This is a genomic window from Thermosporothrix hazakensis (assembly GCF_003253565.1).
Classification (GTDB): Bacteria; Chloroflexota; Ktedonobacteria; order Ktedonobacterales; family Ktedonobacteraceae; genus Thermosporothrix; species Thermosporothrix hazakensis.
On sequence record NZ_QKUF01000001.1, the window covers coordinates 699,585 to 719,129 of the forward strand.

Consider the following 19,545-nt stretch of genomic DNA (forward strand, 5'->3'; position numbering starts at 1 on the left):
CCAAAACCAGATGACGAAGGGCGGCATACGCTGTATCATCCAGGCGGGATAATGCTGCCCGTATGGAAAAATAGAGCCCAAAAGATCGGCGACTTTTTCAGAAGGAAGTACCCGACCACAACATAAGAGTTGCCATATGTGATATCATTAGGGTGACGATAGTGTAAGATATACAATAAATCATCCGATTTCGTTGGAGGATTCACAACTCTCATGACAATTCAACAAGAGAAACCGACACATTCGCAAAGCTCTCTTGAAGATCTCTGCATAAATGCTATCCGCACGCTGTCTATGGATGGAGTCCAGCAGGCCAATTCTGGTCACCCGGGAACCGCAATGGCCCTCGCCCCGCTGACATATCTCCTCTGGACCAAATACATGCGGCATAACCCGCGCAACCCGAAATGGGTGAACCGTGACCGCTTTATTCTCTCCTGTGGACATGCTTCAATCCTGTTGTATAGCATGCTCTATCTGACCGGCTATGATCTGAGCCTTGAGGACATCAAGAATTTCCGCCAGTGGGGAAGCAAGACCCCGGGCCATCCGGAGTATGGACATACCGCAGGCGTCGAGACAACCACCGGCCCGCTTGGCCAGGGCGTTGCCAACGGCGTTGGTATGGCGATTGCTGCTCGCTTCCAGGCAAGCCGCTACAACAAGCCGGAGCATCAGATCCTCGACCACTACATCTATGGCATTTGTAGCGATGGCGACCTGATGGAAGGTATCGCCTCTGAGGCCGCATCGCTGGCAGGAACACTCAAGCTTGGAAACCTGATTTACTTCTACGACGACAACAACATTACCATTGAGGGTGATACAGCAATCGCTTTCACCGAGGATGTTGCTGCTCGCTTCGAGGCCTATCACTGGCACGTCCAGCGCGTTGAGGATATCAACGACCTGGCAGCGCTTGACAAGGCCATTCAGGCAGCCCAGGCCGAGAAAGAGCGCCCGTCCCTCATCGTCGTGCGCACGAAGATCGCATACGGTAGCCCGAACCTGCAAGGACATCACAAGGCCCACGGTGCTCCGCTTGGTGCAGAAGAGGTCGTTCTGACAAAGCGCAACCTGAACTGGCCATCTGAAGAGCCGTTCTTTGTTCCAGAAGAGGCTCTCAACTACTTCCGCCAGTGCGTTGAGCGTGGCGCAGAGCAGGAAAAGGCGTGGCAGGAACAGTTCAACGCCTACGCAGCCGCCTATCCTGAGCTGGCCGAGCAGTGGCAGCAGGAACAGGCAGGCAAGCTGCCGCACGGATGGGATAGCGAGCTCCCCGAGTTCCCGGCAGGTGAGGCGCTGGCAAGCCGCGTTGCTTCCGGTAAAGCTCTGAACGCGATCGCGCCCAAGCTCCCTAACCTGATCGGTGGATCCGCCGACCTGGCCCCATCCAACAACACCGACATGAAGGGTCTCGGCGACTTCGGCCCTGAAACCAATGGACGCAACATGCACTATGGTGTCCGTGAGCACGCGATGGGCGCAATTGTCAACGGTATGGCCCTCTACGGCGGCCTGATCCCGTTTGGCGCGACCTTCCTGATCTTCTCCGATTATATGAAGGCCTCCATTCGCCTTTCGGCACTTATGGGTCTCAAATCCATCTTTGTCTTTACACACGACAGCATCGGCGTTGGTGAAGATGGCCCGACCCACGAGCCAATTGAGCAGCTTGCTTCACTGCGCTCGATTCCCGGCCTGACCGTGATCCGTCCGGCAGATGCTAACGAGACAGTTGAGGCCTGGCGCGCCGCCATCAGCATCGATGGCCCGGTTGCCCTCGCACTCACGCGCCAGAACCTGCCGACCCTTGATCGCAACGAGCTGGCATCAGCCAAAAACCTTACCCGAGGCGCATACGTGTTACTCGATAGTGAGAAAACACCGGATCTGATCCTGATGGCGACCGGTTCAGAGGTCTCTCTTGCAGTCGATGCCGCACGCAAACTCCAGCAGGAAGGCGTAGCCGTCCGCGTCGTCAGTATGCCAAGCTGGGAGCTCTTTGAGAAACAGGACGCAGCATACAAAGAATCCGTCTTGCCAAAGAACGTCAGAGCCCGTCTCGCGATTGAGGCCGCTTCATCCTTTGGCTGGGCTCGCTACGTTGGCCTCGATGGTGCAACCGTCACTATCGATCAATTCGGCGCTTCGGCACCTGCAAAACTGCTCTTCCAGCATTTCGGCTTCACTGTTGACAACGTGGTAGCCAAAGCAAAAGAGCTGCTGGCCTAATCGTAAAGCCAGAGCGTTTTTCGGCCATGGGCGGTCACCAGCAGAAACGACCGCTCATCGGCCCGACTTCTGTAGAAACAATCCGATTGTGTTATAGAGAAAGGTAGATGATAGATTATGACGAACCCATTGCTCAAGCTCCAGGAGCAGGGCCAGAGCGTCTGGTATGATAATATTGACCGCGCTCAGCTCAACTCTGGCGAGTTTAAGAAAATGCTCGATAACGATGGCATTGTAGGTGTGACTGCAAACCCGACCATCTTTGAGAAATCGATCAGCGCTGGCCATGCCTATGACGAGCAGATGCAGGAACTCCTCCGAGCAGGCAAGAGCACGAGCGAGATCTACGAGGCTCTGGTCATTAAAGATATTCAGACCGTCGCGGACATGCTGCGCCCGATCTATGATCGGACCAACGGTCAGGATGGTTATGTCAGCCTGGAAGTCTCGCCTGAGCTGGCAAACGACACGCAGGGCACAATCAGTGAGGCAGAGCGCTTCTGGAAGATGGTTAATCGCCCGAACCTGATGATCAAGATTCCGGCCACCCCGGCAGGTATTCCAGCCATCTACGAGACACTGCGCAAGGGGATTAACGTCAACATCACGCTGATCTTCTCCATTCAGTCCTATCGCGAGGTTGTTGATGCCTACATCCGCGCTCTTGAGGATCGCAACGGCGAAGGGCTTGAGATCGATCACATCGCATCTGTCGCCAGCTTCTTCGTCAGTCGCGTCGACACCCTGGTTGATAAGCTGCTCGATGAGAAGATCAAGGCCAGCAACGACCCAGATGAGCAGGAGAAGCTGAAGTCCCTGCAAGGAAAAGCGGCAATCGCCAACGCCCGCATTGTCTATCAGGAGTTCAAGAAGCTCTTCAGCACCCCGCGCTTCGAGTCCTTGAAGCATGCCGGTGCGCATGTTCAGCGTCCGCTCTGGGCCAGCACCAGCACCAAGAACCCGGCCTACCGCGACGTGCTCTATGCCGAAGAACTGATCGGCCCCGACACCGTCGATACTATGCCGCTTGAGACAATCGTCAAGTTCCGCGATCATGGCGTGGTTCGCCACAGCATCGAAGACGATCTTGATAGCGCGAAGAAAACCCTCGACACGCTTGAGCAGGTCGGCATTTCCTATGACCAGATCGCCAGGCAGTTGCAGGACGAAGGTGTTGAGAAGTTTGTTGACTCCTTCCATCAGCTCTTCAACGGTATCGAGAGCAAGAAAAAGGCCATCAAAGAAGGGCAGGTTGCAGACTAATGAGCACAGCACTGCAAGTAGGACAATTTCAAGCGCCAGCAGACCTTCAGCGCTCAGTCGCTGAAGGGTGGCGTGTACTGGACGAACAGCAGGTAGCAGCTCGCATCTCGCAGATTGATGCATCGCTCTGGAAATCCGATCCGGCTATTCAGGAAAAGATCCGGAATCGTCTCGGCTGGCTGACCGTCGTCAATACCATGCGAGAGAAGTACGACGAGATCGCCACATTGGTTGACGCCGTGCGCAAAGATGGCTACAAGAGCGCCATTCTACTCGGTATGGGCGGCAGCAGCCTCTGCCCTGAGGTTCTGCGCACCACCTTTGGCGTGGTTCCTGGCTATCTTGAGCTCTACGTGCTGGATACTACCGACCCGGACACCGTGCACACCGTCGAACAGAAGATTGATCTTCGTACTTCGCTGTTCATTGTTGCTTCCAAGTCTGGCGGTACGATCGAAACGATGTCTCACTACAAGTACTTCTTCGATCGAGTCAGCAAGGAAGTCGGTGCGGATGAGGCCGGTAAGCACTTCATCGCAATCACCGATCCCGGCACCTCGCTTGAGACACTGGGACGTGAACAGAACTTCCGCCATGTCTTCCTGAATCCACCCGACATCGGTGGCCGCTATTCAGCACTCTCGTTCTTCGGTCTGGTGCCAGGCGCACTGATCGGTCTGAACATTCCGCGCCTGCTGGAGTGGGGCGAGAAAGCAATGAACGCCAGTCAGAAGAGCAGCGCGCAGGAAAACCCTGGTCTCTGGCTTGGCGGGATCATGGGCGCACTCTACAAGCAGCAGCGCGACAAAGTGACCTTCATCATCTCGCCCGAGTTACGCAGCTTCGGCTACTGGGTTGAGCAGTTGATTGCGGAGAGCACCGGTAAAGAAGGCCGTGGACTGCTCCCGGTTGAAGGCGAACAGCTTGGCACCCCCGACGTCTATGGCAATGACCGCATCTTTGCCTATCTGCGCGTCGATGGAGGCGACAATAGCGAGCTTGATAAAGGCGTACAGGCGCTCGTCGACGCGGGCCAGCCTGTTGTGCGCTTTGAAATCGGCGATCTCTATCAGATCGGCGCTGAGTTCTTCCGTTGGGAGTACGCAACAGTCGTTTCTGGCTTCTTCCTGGACATCAACCCGCTGGACGAGCCAAACGTTCAGGAGAGCAAGGACAACACCAAGCGCATCCTGACCCAGTATCAGCAGGAACATCGCCTGCCTGAGCCGACTCCAGTTGTGGTCACCAACGAACCGGCAAAGATTGAGATCGTTGGCAAAGAGAACGGCGGCAAAGATCTCGCAGGCTATCTGCACAACTTCCTTGCGCAGGTACGCCCCGGCGACTACATCGCTATCATGGCTTATGTAGAGCGCACTGAGAGCACAGAGGCTGCCCTTCAGGCTCTGCGCACGCACCTGCGCGATACATATAAAGTTGCCACCACGGTTGGCTATGGTCCGCGCTTCCTGCATTCGACCGGCCAGCTTCACAAAGGTGGTGCCAACAACGGCGTCTTTATTCAGATTACAGGAGATGTCCATCAGGATGCCTCGATCCCTGGCGAGATCTACTCGTTCGCTGTCCTGAAGGAATCCCAGGCCCTCGGCGACCTCTATTCCCTGGATAACCATGAACGCCGCAACATCCGTATCCATGTTTCCGGCGATCTGGCAAAAGGCCTACAGGTCGTGGATCAGGCCATCTAAGCACAGACGTGTGTCGCAGGTAAGGATACCCCCTTTCTCTGACAGCGGGTATCCTTACAGCACTGTTTTATCAGTCATTCCAGTAATGATCGAGAGGGCGAGCATGCTCGCCCGGGCGAAGAGCCTTCGCCAACATCACACTTATAACAAAATACGCTATTTCCCAAAGGGGCGTATTGAAATACTAAGGAGATTCAGAAAATGGAAATCGGTTTTATTGGACTTGGCCGCATGGGCGCAAACATGGTTCGCCGCCTGCTTCGCGACAACCATCGCGTAGTAGCATGGAACCGCACCGCAGCAAAGACAGATGAGATTGTCAAAGAGGGCGCAGAAGGCGCATACAGCATTCAGGAGCTGGTTGGTAAGTTGCAACAATCTCCTCGCGTCGTGTGGGTCATGGTTCCTGCCGGCCAGGCAACCGACGACATGATTCAGGAAGTTCTCCCCTATCTGAACAAGGGCGATATCATCATTGACGGCGGAAACTCCAACTACAAAGACTCGATCCGCCGGGGCAAAGAGCTGACCGAGAAGGGCTTCCACTTCATGGATGCCGGTACCAGCGGCGGTATCTGGGGCCTGAAGGTTGGTTACTGTCTGATGGTTGGTGGCGAGAAAGAGACCTTCGAGTACATCGAGCCCTTGCTGAAGACCCTGGCTCCCCCTGATGGCTACCTCTACTGCGGCAGCCACGGTGCCGGACACTTTGTCAAGATGGTGCATAATGGCATTGAATATGGTATCATGCAGGCCTATGGTGAAGGTTTTGAAATCCTGAAGGCCAGCCAGTATGACTTTGACCTGCATGCTATCTCGCACCTGTGGAATCAGGGTAGTGTGGTTCGCTCCTGGCTGCTTGAGCTGGCAGAGAGTGCCTTTGAGCAGGATCCGCAGCTTGAGAGCATCAAGGGATATGTTGAGGACTCTGGTGAGGGTCGCTGGACCATTCAGCAGGCAATTGACACCAACGTTCCGGCACCGGTCATCACGCTCTCGCTGTTCGAGCGCTTCCACTCGCGCCAGGATGAGTCCTTCAGCGCGAAAGTGCTGGCAGCACTGCGCAAGGGCTTCGGTGGTCACGCGGTGAAGAGCAATCAATAACAGGGGCCACTTCCTTTACCATTTATCCAGTCATAAACAGCCAGTAAAAGGCATATCGGGGAAGGTCTGGCAACCCGCCAGCCCTCCCCTTCCTGCTGTTCACTGTGGATTTATACAACACGCAGACAGAGACGTAATCATACATCTTTAAGAATCAGGAGATTTACACATGCCTCAACGTGCGGTAGTCGAGGCGCCAAATCCTTTCCGCGAGGGACTGCGAATGAAGCAGAGCCCGGAGCCATGCGTGATGGTCATTTTCGGCGCTACAGGCGACTTGACCCATCGAAAACTTTTACCGGCACTCTATAATCTGGCTCTGGAGCACCCACTCCCTGCCGGTTTCTCCGTTGTGGGTTTTGCGCGGCGCCCCTACAGCGATGAGGAATTTCGCAAACAGGCGCTCGACTCAGTCAACCAATTTTCACGTCAGAAGCCAGTCAACCAGCAAGTCTGGGAGAGTTTTGCATCTGGCATCCATTACCTTCAATCCAATTTCCATGATCCTGAAGGGTATGAGCGGCTTGCCGCCCTGCTTAACAAGCTGGATCAGGAGCGCGGAACCAGCGGGAACCGCATTTTCTACCTGTCAACGCCCCCAAGCCAGTACCCGACCATCATTCAAAACCTGGGTGCGGCAGGCCTGAACCGGAACCGCAAAGGCTGGACCCGCGTCATCGTGGAGAAGCCATTCGGTCATGACCTGGCCTCAGCACGCGAGCTGAACCGCCAGATCGGGAAAGTCTTCAAAGAAGAGCAGATTTATCGTATTGACCACTATCTTGGAAAAGAGACCGTCCAGAACATTCAGGTCTTCCGTCTGGCAAACGGCATTTTTGAGCCGGTGTGGAACCGCCGCTATGTTGACCACGTACAAATTACAGCAGCGGAAAATATCGGTATCGAGGGCCGGGGTGGCTACTACGAGGAATCGGGTGCGATCCGCGACATGATTCAGAACCATATGCTCCAGTTGCTCACGCTGGTTGCAATGGAGCCGCCGATTGCATTTGAGGCAAATGCCGTGCGAAACGAGAAAGTGAAAGTTTTGCAGGCGCTGCAACCGATCGTCGGACAGGATGTGCTTACCAACACCATTCGAGCACAGTATGGACCGGGCTATGTGGGTGGTCAACCGGTCAAAGGATACCTCGAAGAGACGGGCGTTTCGCCAACGTCGACTACAGAAACCTATGTCGCGCTGAAATTGTTCATTGACAACTGGCGCTGGGCTGGCGTACCATTCTACTTACGCACCGGAAAACATTTGCCGAAACGCGTAACAGAAATCGCAATTCAGTTCAAGCAGCCACCATTGATGCTCTTCAAGCGCCAGGACAGCCAATCACAGGTTGAGCCCAACGTTCTGACTCTGCGCATCCAACCGGATGAGGGCATCTCGCTGAAATTTGGCGCGAAAGTTCCGGGAACTGATATGCAGATTCGCTCGGTGAACATGGACTTCTTCTATGGTTCATCTTTCGTTCGTCAGCAGCCAGAGGCATATGAGCGCCTGCTTCTCGATAGCATGCTTGGAGACTCAACGCTCTTCACGCGACGCGACGAGGTTGAGGCCGCCTGGGCCTTTGTGCAGGGAATTCTTGACGAATGGGCAAGTGGCGATGTTCCCATTCATACCTACGAATCCGGTACCTGGGGTCCACAGGCCGCCGATGAATTCATCTGGCGCGACGGCTTCCGGTGGCGTCGTCCGTAACATCCGCTTAGCCTTTTACTGATATATGGTGTTTGTACAACGCTGTCTGCGTGAACAACGACGTTCATCTGAGAAGGGAACGGGGTATGACGAAGGTTTCTACCGGAAACACTGAGCCGCGCCTTCCGTGGGCCGGAAAACAGGTACGTATGGAAGACGTAGAGGAGACTTTAGCCGAACTCTGGCATCTCTCAGCCGATAATGTCCGTATAGGTCAGAATATTCGTGTCCGCACTAGCGTGCTCAATTTTGTGATCTGCGCTCCCAACCTGGCCGCAGCTCAGCATGCTAGTGCGGGGCTGCGCAATCTCGGCAGTACTCATATCGGACGGGTCATTCTGCTGATCCTGAATCCCGATCCCGGAGCCCCCCCAGGTGTCTCGACCTGGGTCACGCTTCGCTCTTTCCCGATTGTCTCCGATATGATGCGCCATACTTTTGAACAGGTGACTGTCCTGCTCTCCGGTTCTGCTGCCTCTGCGGCAGATACCATTTTACAGCCACTCTTCAAACCTGACCTACCCGTGTATCTCTGGTGGCTCCAGGATGTCCCGACTGACAATCCGCTCTTCCACCATCTGGCAAATTCGTCCAGCCGCGTTATTGTCGACTCGCATGGCTTTTTCCAGCCCGAGGCAAGCCTGATGCAGCTTGCCCAGATCAGCCGCGCATTACGCGATAGCGCGTTGAGCGATCTGAATTGGAGCCGTATCACCCATTGGCGTCAACTGGTTGCTCAGTTCTTTGATGTGCCCGCCTATCAGCGTTATCTGGAAGGAGTCTTCCGCATTGAGGTGGAACATTCCGTGCTCCCCACGGATTCAGCAGAGGATACTCGACCCGCCCGGTCACCTATTGCGGGAGCCACAGTCAATGCAACGCGTGCCCTTCTACTCGCGGCCTGGCTCAAAACCAGTTTGAACTGGCACATTGATCCAAGCCACCCGGACAATTATCGCGATCCAGAGACCGGTGCTTATACCTGGCATACACTTCACCGCACCGGGCCACTCCACTTCATCCCGACCGAAGAGACTGCTGAAGGGCTTTATCCCGAACCGGTGATCTCCCACAGTGGTGAAGGGACTATTTTTGTGCGCCCTCGGGTGCAACCTGGCCTTCCTCCCGGATCTATTTGTCTGGTCCGCCTATCCAGTACAGTAGATGGAAAACTTGCGACGTTCACCGTCAATCGCACTGATGACCGAGAACATGCGCTGACCGTGGTCACGCTCCCCGAAGGAGCCAGCCCCCCGCGCACCGTTCCAATACCCGGTACACAACCGGCAATCGATCTCTTACATGAGGAATTAGAGATTATCGGGCGCGATCATCTCTATGAAGACACCCTGCAAGAGGTCTCTCAACTCCTATCTGAAATCTAAGTTATAGCGTAGGAGCGTTGCTTTTATGCAGAACATACATGTTTCAACGTACGCCGACCTTGAGGCGCTGAGTCTGGCCGCAGCTCGCTGCGTGATTCAGGCTGCTCATGAGGCTATTGCCGATCATGGGTACTTCACCATTGCGCTCTCTGGCGGCAATACCCCGAAAGCGCTCTATAGCCTGCTGGCAGAAGAGCCCTACACCAGCCAGATCGACTGGTCAAAGGTTGAGGTCTTCTGGTCCGACGAGCGCTGTGTACCACCCGATAGCCCCGATAGCTGCTATCGCATGGCATATGATACGCTGCTCGGCAAGGTTCCTCTGACCGAACAGCAGATTCACCGCGTTCCAGCGGAACAGGCTGACCGCGACGCTGCCTCTCAGGCTTATACCGATGAGATGCGTCGCGTCTTCAAAACCGAAGGGACTCCGGTCTTTGATCTGATCCTGCTTGGCATGGGTCCAGAGGGCCATACTGCATCTCTCTTCCCGCATCAGGAGTCTCTGAAAGAACAGGTTCGGCTGGTCATGCCGGTTACGGTTCCCAAACCGCCTCCACCGCGCCTGACCTTCACGCCTCCCGTACTGAATGCCGCAAAACATGTGCTCTTCCTGGTTACAGGAAAGGACAAGGCCGAGGCTGTGCAAGCTGTGCTGGAAGGTGAATACAATCCCGAGGAGTACCCGGCCCAGATTGTGCAACCGTCCAACGGTGATGTAACCTGGCTGTTTGATACAGGCGCTGCCTCGCACCTATCACAAAAAGCACGCTAAAGAGGAGTGAACTGCACAAGCATGATCGGTATTGTTCCTTCTATTCTTTCAGCCGATTTTACCCGTCTGGGCGAGCAGGTCCGCGAGGCCGAGACAGCCGGCGCACAGCGCATCCAGATCGATGTGATGGACGGCCACTTTGTACCGAATATCACGATGGGTCCGATGGTTGTTGAGGCAGTGCGCCGCTGTACCAGCCTGCCCCTTGAGGCCCATCTGATGATCACCAATCCACAGGACTACATCGAGACGTTCGCGGAGGCTGGCGCTGATGTGATTATTGTGCATCAGGAAACCTGCCCGCATCTGCACCGCGTCCTGATGCAGATCAAGAAGGCTGGCAAGCAAACCGGCGTGGCTCTGAACCCGTCAACGCCAGTCTTTATGCTGGAAGATATGCTGCCCTTTATTGATCTGATCCTGGTCATGACCATCAGTCCAGGCTTCGGCGGTCAGGATTTTGTGCCGGAGACGCTCCCCAAGATCAGGCAGGCTCGTGAGATGATCACCAGACGCGGGTTGACCAACATTGATATTGAGGTCGACGGCGGCATCAATATCAAGACGGCTGCTCAGGTCGTCAATGCCGGGGCGAACCTGCTGGTCGCAGGCTCCGCGGTCTACAATAAAAAGGAAAGCGTGGCAGATGCAGTCAAGCGTCTGCGCCTTGCCGCAACCTCTTCCAATCTCTAAAACCTGAAGCAAAAGGCCCGTTCTGGATCGCTTGAGTGCAGAGGACGGGCCTTTTCTTTGCGTTATGCCCGCTTCAAGAACTGGTCCATTCGCTCCATCACCTGCGCAAGCACCCGCAGCGAGCCCGGCGCGTCGTTTCCCAGTTGGAGGCTGTGATCCGCTCCCGGAACCAGCATAACCTGATCGGTTGTTTGGGCCTGAAACTCCTGCACCAGCCGCGCATCATAATAATGATCTTTGTCACCAATTACCAATAAAGAGCGCTCTTTTTCATGCAACAGCGCTCGAAAGATCGGATCTCGCAGCACCGGAGTCAGCCAGATAGCCTGTAACGTGCCTTCAAACGTTATATCCGCAAACAACTGGCTCATGACGATGGTGCCAAGCGACTTGCCAATAAGCGTCAGCCGTTTGTATGCACGTTGCTGTAATGCGGCGCGAGAGGCAGCAAGCGCATCCTCCCGGATACAACGTAATACATCATCAGGAGCCAGCGTCTCAAAGTTCGCTCGCTTGTTATAGTCGACACAGAGTACATCGGCCCCGGCATGTTGCAGCAACATAGTTGAAAAATAGAGCAGCGGGTGATCGGTAGTATAGCCCTGTCCCGGAAAGATGAACGCAAGATGCTCGGTTGTATGATCCTGACAGAAGAACTTATGGGGAACAGGCTCCCCCTGATAGCCAGTAATCGGCAAGCGCTGCATTGTTGACGCCATATCTTTTCTCCTCATAACATGAAAGCTCAGGAAAAATAAGGACGCTCACGCCGCTCAAGATAGTGCTGAATACGCAGACGAATAGAGGGATGTATTGCGAGTTGCGCCAGCTCGTCCACGGCAAAAAAACCAACAGCCGTCGCCTCATCTTCGTCTGCCTGGAGCGCTCCGCCAACCATGCGGCAGGCAAAGCAGATCGAGAACTGTTGCCGCACATCATGCTCTGAGTACGCGATGATATGGCGGGGATCGCTATACACTCCTATAATATATTCCGGGACAACCTCTATGCCGGTTTCCTCACGCGTCTCGCGAATCACTGTCTCAGCAATACTCTCTCCCACTTCCATCATACCGCCCGGCAATGACCAGTACCCGTTATCTCTGCGCCGCTGAAGCAGGATCTTCTGCTCGTCATTTACCACGACCGCCGAAGCAGCAGGCACAATACGATGCGCTTCCGGGGCCGCAGGATCATAGTAATAATCAGTGCGGGTCATATTTCCTTCTCCTTTCAACCCTGCATCGTCAAGAAATAGAGCGATTGTTTCCTATCTTCCTTCCCCTCCTCAATGAACTTTCTCCCTCAGTTCCTGATGAAGCAACCGTCTCAACCAACAAACCTTATTTCAGTCTATCGCTTGCTATTTCCTCCATCATACGCTATAAATGTGCTTACATGGAAATAATTGTAAGTGCATTACGTTTCTTCATTCTCTGAAAAATCTGTCATAAAGAACGCCAGTTATCATTTGAAAGGTCGGTTCACTCTTATGGACACATCCCCGACGCCGGGAAATTCTGATAGAACGCCATCACAACCTACAACATCGGGTCAGGATGAGCAGCTTATCTATGATGGGCCTTTTATGGAATATACGTCATCCGATGAATCAGCAATACTTCAGACGCCACAACAGCCAGCTTCACCACAGCCCGGCCCATATCAGGCGTCACCACCTCATGCACAGCCGTACCAACAACCGATCTTTCCACCACCAGCACCGCCTGGACGCCGCCGTGTGGTGATTGGCGCTGTCAGTCTGATTCTGGTGCTGGCCCTACTGCTTTCGGGTGGCTACATTGCCTGGTACTATCTACAGCCGTCGCCTAAAACAGCGTTTCCGGGCCTTCCGGGCACCGCGACAGCGCTCCCACAACTCAATAGCGCATTCACACAACAAAGCTGTCCCTTTGAACTCGGGAAGGGAATCAAAGAAGGCTCACAGGTGAAATGTGGCTATCTAACCGTTCCCGAAGACTATGCGAAACCAGATGGGAAGAAGATCAAGCTAGCCGTCGCTATCTTCACCCCACCCGGTGACGCAGCAAAGTCTCGCCCGCCCTTCTTCTATCTAACCGGAGGCCCGGGCGGTACCGCACTGGGAGATCTGGGAAGCTACATCGATTCAACGAATCTCGATAGCATTACTCTGGGCCGTCAGCTTGTACTCTTTGACCAGCGTGGTGCAGGCTATTCTCAGCCCTCGCTTGACTGCCTGGAAATGGATCAACTGGACAAAGAGACTCGCGATCAGCAACTGAGCGAGGACGAAGCCAATAAGCGCTATATTGAGGCAGGCCAGAAATGCCGTGATCGCCTCACTCAATCGGGGGTAAATCTGGCAACCTATACCACAATCAATAACGCCACTGATGTGCACTCGCTGATTCAGGCCCTTGGCTATAAGCAGGTTGACCTTTACGGTGTATCGTATGGTACGCGCCTGGCGCTGACCGTGATGCGGCTCTTCCCCGGAGAACTGCACAGCGTCACCCTGGATTCGACCGTCCCCTTACAGACTAATCTCTTTGAAAATCTGCCGGGCCTGCATCAGCACGCCTTTGACACCTTCTTCAAGGGTTGTTCAGAAGATACAAGCTGCCAGCACAAATATCCGGAGCTGGAACGCACCTTTTATAGGCTGGTCGATCGCTGGAATCAGCAGCCAGAAACGATCAAGGATGCAAAAGAAGGCACCTTCCTTGTTGATGGCAACGGACTGGTGAACTGGCTCTTCAGCGCCCTCTACGTGACACAGTTCATTCCTATGTTGCCCCAGGTCATCGAGCAACTTGACCAGGGTGACACGCTGATGTTTACCTCGATGTATACGCTGCTCTTTGCCAATCAGAATATGAGTGAGGGCATGTACTACTCTATTATGTGCGGCGAGGATATGGCTTATACCACGCAACAGAAGCTGATCGAAGAGACCCAGAAACTGCATCCGCCTCTGAACACATTGCTCATGCCAAACACCAAATATGATTATGAGATCTGTAAAGTCTGGAATCAGCCAGCAGTGCCCTCGGAGCAGAAACAACCGGTAAAAAGCCAGGTCCCCACTCTGATTCTGGCCGGAGAATATGATCCCATCACGCCACCCTCGCAGGGTGAGATGGCACATAGTACCCTGCCAAAGAGCACATTTCTGGTATTCCCGGGAACCGGGCACGGCGTCTTTATGACCAACATCTGTCCGATGACCATCATGAACTCGTTTATGAGCAACCCCGAGCGGACACCCTCGTCAAGCTGTCTGCGTTCGGTGCCGGAACCCCCTTTCATCTAGGAAGTTTGCAGGGAGAAGTCAGCGGTTGACTTCTCCCTTTTCTTTTGCATCCCCAGAGTGGGAATAGTGCGTGCTTGCCAGCCCTCAGCGATCAATCACTACATGCAAATACCTTCATTTTAAGATATACTGCCAATATAACGATCCTTCACAAGAAATCGTGTGATCCCACTGACAGGTAACTCAGTGCAGAGAGCATATAAGGAGTCGATGATGCAAGCCAAAAATCCACTGCATGACAACATTACCGACATTCCAGGCATTCGTGTCGGTCATGATACCAACCTTGAGGCCGCAACAGGATGTACTGTGATCCTCTGCGATCAGGCGGCAACAGGTGGTGTTGATATTCGTGGCAGTGCTCCAGCCACACATGAAACTGATCTGCTGAACCCTATTCACCTGGTGTCGGAAGTCAATGCCGTTCTGCTCACCGGAGGGAGCGCGTTCGGCCTGGCGGCGACAGCGGGCGTGATGCGCTATCTAGAAGAGCATCAGCAAGGATTCCAGACAGGAATAGCCCGGGTACCCATCGTTCCAGCAGCAGCAATTTTTGACCTGGCCCTCGGTTCAGCCAATGTGCGACCGGATCCCGAGTCCGGATATCGAGCCTGCCTTCAGGCTACAGTAGGTCCTATTCCTCAAGGCAACGTCGGAGCAGGCACAGGAGCCAGCGTCGGAAAAATGTTCGGGCTGGCACGAGCGCATAAGGGTGGCCTGGGCTCAGCCAGTACCCGACTGCCTTCAGGAATACTTGTCGGAGCGCTTGCCGTTGTTAATGCATTTGGTTCTGTTGTTGATCCTGATACTCGCGAACCGATCGCCGGGCCCCGAAGCGCAGATTTACCTGAAGGACTGAGCTTTCAGCAGGCTCATCCTTTCAGCAACACCACATTAGCAGTCGTCGCAACGAACGTTGCCCTTACCAAAGCGGAAGCAACCAAGCTTGCGCAAATGGCACACGACGGCCTTGCACAGGTCATTCATCCTGCACATACCATGTTTGATGGCGACACAATCTTTGCGCTCGCCGTAGCACAGCATCGCCCAGACCCCTCCCAAAAGGCTCAACTTGTGAGTCTTCTTGGAGCAACTGCCTCAAGCACACTGGCACGTGCGATTCTCAGGGCAGTACAAAGGGCCGAAACATTGCATGGCCTACCGGCAGCCACAACGTCTTAAACGAGTACCAGCAAGGGTATCTCTTTATATCTCGTGTGGCAACTCTCCCATTCTTTCTACACTGAAGCTTGACACACTACGGTTGCAGCATCACACACATTACAGCGCCTCCGCCAATCAGCATGAGAATCACGCAGACAAGGATTGCCAGATAGAAGCGATAGCTTTTCACACTGACAGCGGCCTCATATCCGAAAGCAGAGCGTTCAAGGTTTGGCGGAGGGATTTCACGTTTTGCGGTAAGCGTCTTCAAGCCACCAGTAGCGAGCTCTCGGGAGCACGAAGCAAAATCAATGGAGTACCTGTGATGCGCGTTTTCAGCGTCACCTGCGCCAGAGCGTAAAGGGGAGGGGAATGAGGATGAATAGATTGGTTCTGAAGCATAAAACATCGAGTGAGCAGATGATTTCATTTGAGGTCTTCGCGGCAGGTTATGCGCAAAATGCGTATCAGATGTCGGTACTGTCACTGTCTTTTCTCCGCTCCGGTACTTACAGACCTAACCACAATACGAGATTTTCGACTACAAACGCACTACAGAACCTCTTTACTACATTCATAATTGTAGCTAAACTGCGGGGATTAGCAAGAGCCATATGACTAATGGGGGGTGATAATTCTCCACCTCCTGGCTCAATCCGTCTTCACTTCCTATTGTACAACAGCTTAATCCAGAAGTTGAGCCGCAGCCTGAGTACGCTGCCATTCCGCCACAAGCAGAAGGAAATCATGCACGATGCGCCCGGTCGCCCCCCAGATACAGTATGGTCCATAGTCATAAAAGTAGATGGTACGCGGACCGCGCCGTTCAGTACGCAGAATCGCAGGATCAGCCAGCGCAGAGAGCGGGATCTGTAAAAGCTCAGCCACCTCACTTTGCTGCAAAGTGAGCGCGCCCGGACCCTCTGGCAAGAAGCCAACCACCGGCGAAATCAAAAAGTTGCTGACCACCGTAAAGACCGGAGACTGTAAGCCCAGAATCTCAACGCGTTCCGGCAGTAAGCCAATCTCCTCCCATGCCTCACGCAACGCAGCAAGCGCAACCGTCTCATCATCGGGCTCGATACTACCACCTGGCAGACCAATCTCACCACTATGAGCCCGCAACGAACTGGCTCGCCGAATAAAGAGCAGGTCAATTTCTCCCTCACGTTCAAAGAGCGGAAGAAGCACAGCCGCTTTCCGTGCCTGTGGTTGTCGGCCTTCGACGCGATCGATCAGCAGGTCGCTGTGAGCCACGGGAGCAAGTTTGGACTGAAGAAATTGAACAAAAGCCAAAACCTCTTTGCGTTTCATACCAGATATTGTATCATAAAAAAGCTCTTCATCTTCACAAAACTTTCACAGGTGGAAAGTATTTTCGCCAGGCCAAAGAAGCGCCACTGAAGCGCGAAGAAATAGGGTCCGGGGGGTTGCATTATTGTGATACAATGTGGAAGATAGAAAACATCGGAGAGCATTGCTAAAAGGCTGCGCATTGTCTTGCATTCAAGGACGGCTTTTGGTATAATTGAAGCATCGAGTGGGGGTATGCTTTGTCCAGGCGCTTATGTGTCTTAACTAGAGCTTACCTGCCTGCGAGTATCGTTTCGTATACCGTTCTGTAGAGCAAACAATATGGTTCTGAAGCCGCTTTATGGTTCTGAAAACGACAGAGCATCGAGAGCGCAATTCTAATCGAAACGATTACCGCCTTAGCATCTCCTCCGATAAGCCCAATTCCTTAAATTGGTACACTCCCCAGGTTCTTTTTAAGCAAAGAAGCAGGAAACCGCTCATCTCGGTTTTACCTTGTTATGGTAATCGAAATGACGCAAAATAGAATACGGTAAAACACTATCTTTCTCTTTACTTTTTTTAAACCGTTGGCCGGAGTGTCACCAGCACAGGGCAAAAACCGTGGATCGAAGGGGGTTTTTACCCATGCAAGCACAACAGCAAGGCGACCTTTCGACAAAGCCAGCGGAAAATCCTAACAGCGGGCGGGTACAGACGATGATCGAAGGCAACGACCCTCAAGTACAGAACAACAATCCAGTGAACCCCGAAGAAGTTTCGGACTTCAATCAGAACACGATGGCGGAGCTTTTAGCCGCCTCGGCTAATCCCATTATCAAACGTGGGGATGTCGTCGAAGGCACCATCGTGCACATCGACTCGGATGAAATCCTTGTCGATATCGGGCTCAAATCCGAAGGCATTCTTTCGACGAAAGAGCTGCCTTCTAGTGGCTATGGCTCCTATAATGAACTCCATCTCAATGATCGAGTTCTGGTCTATGTTCTTCAGCCGGAAAATGCTGAAGGACATGCGGTGCTCTCGCTCAAGCGTGCGAACACCGAGCGCCAGTGGCGTATTGCCGAGGAGCAGTACAAGAACAACGAGATCATCAAGGCGAAGGTCATTGATTTCAATAAAGGTGGCCTGATCGTTGATGTGAACGGGATTCGAGGCTTTGTGCCTATCTCGCAGATCTTGAACCTGAAGCGCGAAGAAGTTGCAGCCGGTGGCGAGAACCAGGAAACGGCCGCCAAACTGGCTTCGATGAAAGACAAAGAGCTTCAGTTGAAGATTATCGAGATCAACCGTGCACGCAACCGTCTGATTCTCTCGGAGCGCATGGCCGTTCAGGAATGGCGCCAGCGTCGCCGCGAGGAGCTACTTGAAGAGCTCCAGCCGGGCGAAGTCCGCAAAGGCGTGGTCAGCAATCTCGCCAACTTCGGCGCATTTGTTGATCTTGGAGGCGCCGACGGTCTGGTCCATATCAGTCAGCTTGCCTGGAGCCGAGTGAACCATCCAAGCGAGGTTCTTCAGGTTGGACAGGAAGTTGAAGTACAGGTCCTCAGCGTTGACAAAGAGCGCAAAAAGATCGCCCTGTCGATCAAGCGCGCCGAAGTTGACCCCTGGACCACTGTGGAGCAGCGCTACCATGTTGGTCAGCTCGTTACCGGCACTATCACTAAGATTGCACCCTTCGGTGCATTCGCACGCATCGAAGATGGCATCGAGGGCTTGATCCATCAGTCCGAGTTGCCTGCCGGTACCGATCCGAAGACGCTTCAGGAAGGAACGCAGCTTCAGTTGCGCATCCTGCGCATCGAGCCTGAGCGCCGTCGCCTCGGTCTGAGCCTGCGTCAGGTGGAAGAGCCAGACGCAGCGAAGGAGACCAAAGAGGCAGCCCAGCCGACAGAAGAGAAGGCTCAGGAGCAGACACCTGCCGCTCAGCAGCAGGCAGCCAAAGAAGTTCCTTCTCTGAGCACCACGCCTCCGTCTCTGGAGAGCGCTCCTGCGCAGGAGCATAAACGCGAGCGCACTGAGAAGCGACCAGAGAAACGCGAGCGCGATGCCTCGCTACTCAAAGGTCTTCCGTCCGATGATGAAGGCGAGATGACCGCAATGGCCGAAGCCTTCCGGGCAGCAGCGCTTCAGCGCTCAAAGGAAGAGTCCGAGACCGAGAAGTAAGCCGGCGGCAACAACAGAAAAAACGGTATCAGACGATACAAAAACACAAGCTTCCCCCGTTGCTCTCTTTATCGAGAGAGTAACGGGGTGAACTGCTTCTTTGCCAGCATATTCTTCAGCTTATAAAGCAAGTACGCTTCCAGAGTATAACTACAATCAAGGTGAACCCACCATTTTCACCACCAAAAAGAAAGAAAAAATAAGAAGAATTGGTGTACAACTTCCCGATATACCGAACGTAACTATTAGTAGAGAGTATATACAGGGAGAAGATAAGAGGCATGCTGATATGCCGCGAGGTCAGACGCACTCCCTATAAAATAGAACTTTTGGGTCTCCTTGACGCAGCATATTCCGTGTAGTATTATAAAATGCACAGTTTATCAAGTATGCTAGAGGGGTTTCTTTACCAGCGTTGCAAGGAGCAGGTAAACTGGTTGAGCACATTCCGCTGAAGCGCAGTTCTCCTTGCAGAGTCCCTCGGTCCTGAGGGCCAGAGAGCTCAAGAGGTTCCATGATTTGGCGGAAAAGTGGTGTTCTCACAAGCCGGTTCCATTTCCTCTCTCCACTTCCCTGGAAAACTTCTCTAAAGAAACAGACAACAAAGCGAAAGATTCTCCCAGCTTCCTTTATATCGCAATAAAAGAAGTGCGAGGACGGGATTGTACATAGAAACAGTAAGAGTTTCTCGACAGACGGGAGGCTACAGTTGTTATCCTTGACGC

Annotated in this window: 15 protein-coding genes; 11 read left to right on the top strand and 4 right to left on the bottom strand. The window is 53.6% G+C overall.

Translation table 11 applies throughout. The annotated features are described in order from the left end of the window. The first annotated feature begins 213 nt into the window (after window positions 1-213). The 8 genes from tkt to rpe all read left to right on the top strand — a co-directional run bounded on the left by tkt (window position 214) and on the right by rpe (window position 10,881). Complete coding sequence (tkt, locus tag EI42_RS02990; protein ID WP_111318660.1) at window positions 214-2,235, top strand: transketolase; 2,022 nt, start codon at window positions 214-216, stop codon at window positions 2,233-2,235. A 117-nt stretch (window positions 2,236-2,352) separates the two neighbouring features. Further along, on the top strand, window positions 2,353-3,498 hold the full coding sequence (gene tal, locus EI42_RS02995) for a transaldolase (RefSeq protein ID WP_111318662.1): 1,146 nt from the start codon (window positions 2,353-2,355) through the stop codon (window positions 3,496-3,498). Further along, complete coding sequence (locus EI42_RS03000; protein WP_111318664.1) at window positions 3,498-5,207, top strand: glucose-6-phosphate isomerase; 1,710 nt, start codon at window positions 3,498-3,500, stop codon at window positions 5,205-5,207. The genes tal and EI42_RS03000 overlap by 1 nt, the downstream gene beginning before the upstream one ends. Window positions 5,208-5,399: 192 nt before the next feature. Beyond that, window positions 5,400-6,311, top strand: a complete 912-nt coding sequence (gnd, locus tag EI42_RS03005; RefSeq protein WP_281278996.1) for a phosphogluconate dehydrogenase (NAD(+)-dependent, decarboxylating) — start codon at window positions 5,400-5,402, stop codon at window positions 6,309-6,311. Between the two features lie 169 nt (window positions 6,312-6,480). Beyond that, entirely contained in the window at window positions 6,481-8,028 is a 1,548-nt protein-coding gene (zwf, locus tag EI42_RS03010; protein WP_111318668.1) for a glucose-6-phosphate dehydrogenase, read from the top strand. Window positions 8,029-8,114: 86 nt separating this feature from the next. Beyond that, on the top strand, window positions 8,115-9,413 hold the full coding sequence (locus tag EI42_RS03015) for a glucose-6-phosphate dehydrogenase assembly protein OpcA (protein ID WP_111318670.1): 1,299 nt from the start codon (window positions 8,115-8,117) through the stop codon (window positions 9,411-9,413). 25 nt (window positions 9,414-9,438) lie between these two features. After that, a complete protein-coding gene (gene pgl, locus EI42_RS03020; protein ID WP_111318672.1) occupies window positions 9,439-10,188 on the top strand; it encodes a 6-phosphogluconolactonase in 750 nt (249 codons plus the stop codon). A 21-nt stretch (window positions 10,189-10,209) separates the two neighbouring features. Beyond that, entirely contained in the window at window positions 10,210-10,881 is a 672-nt protein-coding gene (gene rpe / locus EI42_RS03025; protein ID WP_111318674.1) for a ribulose-phosphate 3-epimerase, read from the top strand. Window positions 10,882-10,943: 62 nt separating this feature from the next. Here the strand turns inward: rpe and EI42_RS03030 are convergent, their stop codons facing one another. Beyond that, complete coding sequence (locus tag EI42_RS03030) at window positions 10,944-11,600, bottom strand: alpha/beta family hydrolase (protein ID WP_111318676.1); 657 nt, start codon at window positions 11,598-11,600, stop codon at window positions 10,944-10,946. Window positions 11,601-11,626: 26 nt separating this feature from the next. Next, window positions 11,627-12,100, bottom strand: a complete 474-nt coding sequence (locus EI42_RS03035; protein ID WP_111318678.1) for an NUDIX domain-containing protein — start codon at window positions 12,098-12,100, stop codon at window positions 11,627-11,629. 273 nt (window positions 12,101-12,373) lie between these two features. On the opposite strand from EI42_RS03035, the gene EI42_RS03040 reads away from it, so the two are divergent. Both EI42_RS03040 and EI42_RS03045 read left to right on the top strand, forming a co-directional pair. Then, entirely contained in the window at window positions 12,374-14,176 is a 1,803-nt protein-coding gene (locus tag EI42_RS03040) for an alpha/beta fold hydrolase (RefSeq protein ID WP_111318680.1), read from the top strand. Window positions 14,177-14,386: 210 nt separating this feature from the next. Then, window positions 14,387-15,358, top strand: a complete 972-nt coding sequence (locus tag EI42_RS03045; protein ID WP_246046311.1) for a P1 family peptidase — start codon at window positions 14,387-14,389, stop codon at window positions 15,356-15,358. A gap of 76 nt (window positions 15,359-15,434) precedes the next feature. On the opposite strand, the gene EI42_RS03050 is transcribed toward EI42_RS03045, so the two are convergent. Together EI42_RS03050 and EI42_RS03055 are read right to left on the bottom strand one after the other, a co-directional pair. Then, a complete protein-coding gene (locus EI42_RS03050) occupies window positions 15,435-15,749 on the bottom strand; it encodes a hypothetical protein (RefSeq protein WP_111318682.1) in 315 nt (104 codons plus the stop codon). A 275-nt stretch (window positions 15,750-16,024) separates the two neighbouring features. Beyond that, window positions 16,025-16,654, bottom strand: coding sequence for an NUDIX hydrolase (locus EI42_RS03055; protein WP_111318684.1), 630 nt, complete (start codon window positions 16,652-16,654; stop codon window positions 16,025-16,027). A gap of 627 nt (window positions 16,655-17,281) precedes the next feature. Between EI42_RS03055 and EI42_RS03065 the strand changes: the two genes are divergently transcribed. After that, on the top strand, window positions 17,282-18,820 hold the full coding sequence (locus EI42_RS03065) for a 30S ribosomal protein S1 (RefSeq protein WP_111318688.1): 1,539 nt from the start codon (window positions 17,282-17,284) through the stop codon (window positions 18,818-18,820). The last annotated feature ends 725 nt before the right edge of the window (window positions 18,821-19,545 follow it).

Excerpts from the sequence above, each read along its gene's own strand:
- tkt (WP_111318660.1), top strand. The coding sequence starts at position 214 with ATGACAATTCAACAAGAGAAACCGACACATTCGCAAAGCTCTCTTGAA.
- tal (WP_111318662.1), top strand. The coding sequence starts at position 2,353 with ATGACGAACCCATTGCTCAAGCTCCAGGAGCAGGGCCAGAGCGTCTGG.
- EI42_RS03000 (WP_111318664.1), top strand. The coding sequence starts at position 3,498 with ATGAGCACAGCACTGCAAGTAGGACAATTTCAAGCGCCAGCAGACCTT.
- zwf (WP_111318668.1), top strand. The coding sequence starts at position 6,481 with ATGCCTCAACGTGCGGTAGTCGAGGCGCCAAATCCTTTCCGCGAGGGA.
- EI42_RS03015 (WP_111318670.1), top strand. The coding sequence starts at position 8,115 with ATGACGAAGGTTTCTACCGGAAACACTGAGCCGCGCCTTCCGTGGGCC.
- pgl (WP_111318672.1), top strand. The coding sequence starts at position 9,439 with ATGCAGAACATACATGTTTCAACGTACGCCGACCTTGAGGCGCTGAGT.
- rpe (WP_111318674.1), top strand. The coding sequence starts at position 10,210 with ATGATCGGTATTGTTCCTTCTATTCTTTCAGCCGATTTTACCCGTCTG.
- EI42_RS03030 (WP_111318676.1), bottom strand. The coding sequence starts at position 11,600 with ATGGCGTCAACAATGCAGCGCTTGCCGATTACTGGCTATCAGGGGGAG.
- EI42_RS03035 (WP_111318678.1), bottom strand. The coding sequence starts at position 12,100 with ATGACCCGCACTGATTATTACTATGATCCTGCGGCCCCGGAAGCGCAT.
- EI42_RS03040 (WP_111318680.1), top strand. The coding sequence starts at position 12,374 with ATGGACACATCCCCGACGCCGGGAAATTCTGATAGAACGCCATCACAA.
- EI42_RS03045 (WP_246046311.1), top strand. The coding sequence starts at position 14,387 with ATGATGCAAGCCAAAAATCCACTGCATGACAACATTACCGACATTCCA.
- EI42_RS03050 (WP_111318682.1), bottom strand. The coding sequence starts at position 15,749 with ATGTTTTATGCTTCAGAACCAATCTATTCATCCTCATTCCCCTCCCCT.
- EI42_RS03055 (WP_111318684.1), bottom strand. The coding sequence starts at position 16,654 with ATGAAACGCAAAGAGGTTTTGGCTTTTGTTCAATTTCTTCAGTCCAAA.
- EI42_RS03065 (WP_111318688.1), top strand. The coding sequence starts at position 17,282 with ATGCAAGCACAACAGCAAGGCGACCTTTCGACAAAGCCAGCGGAAAAT.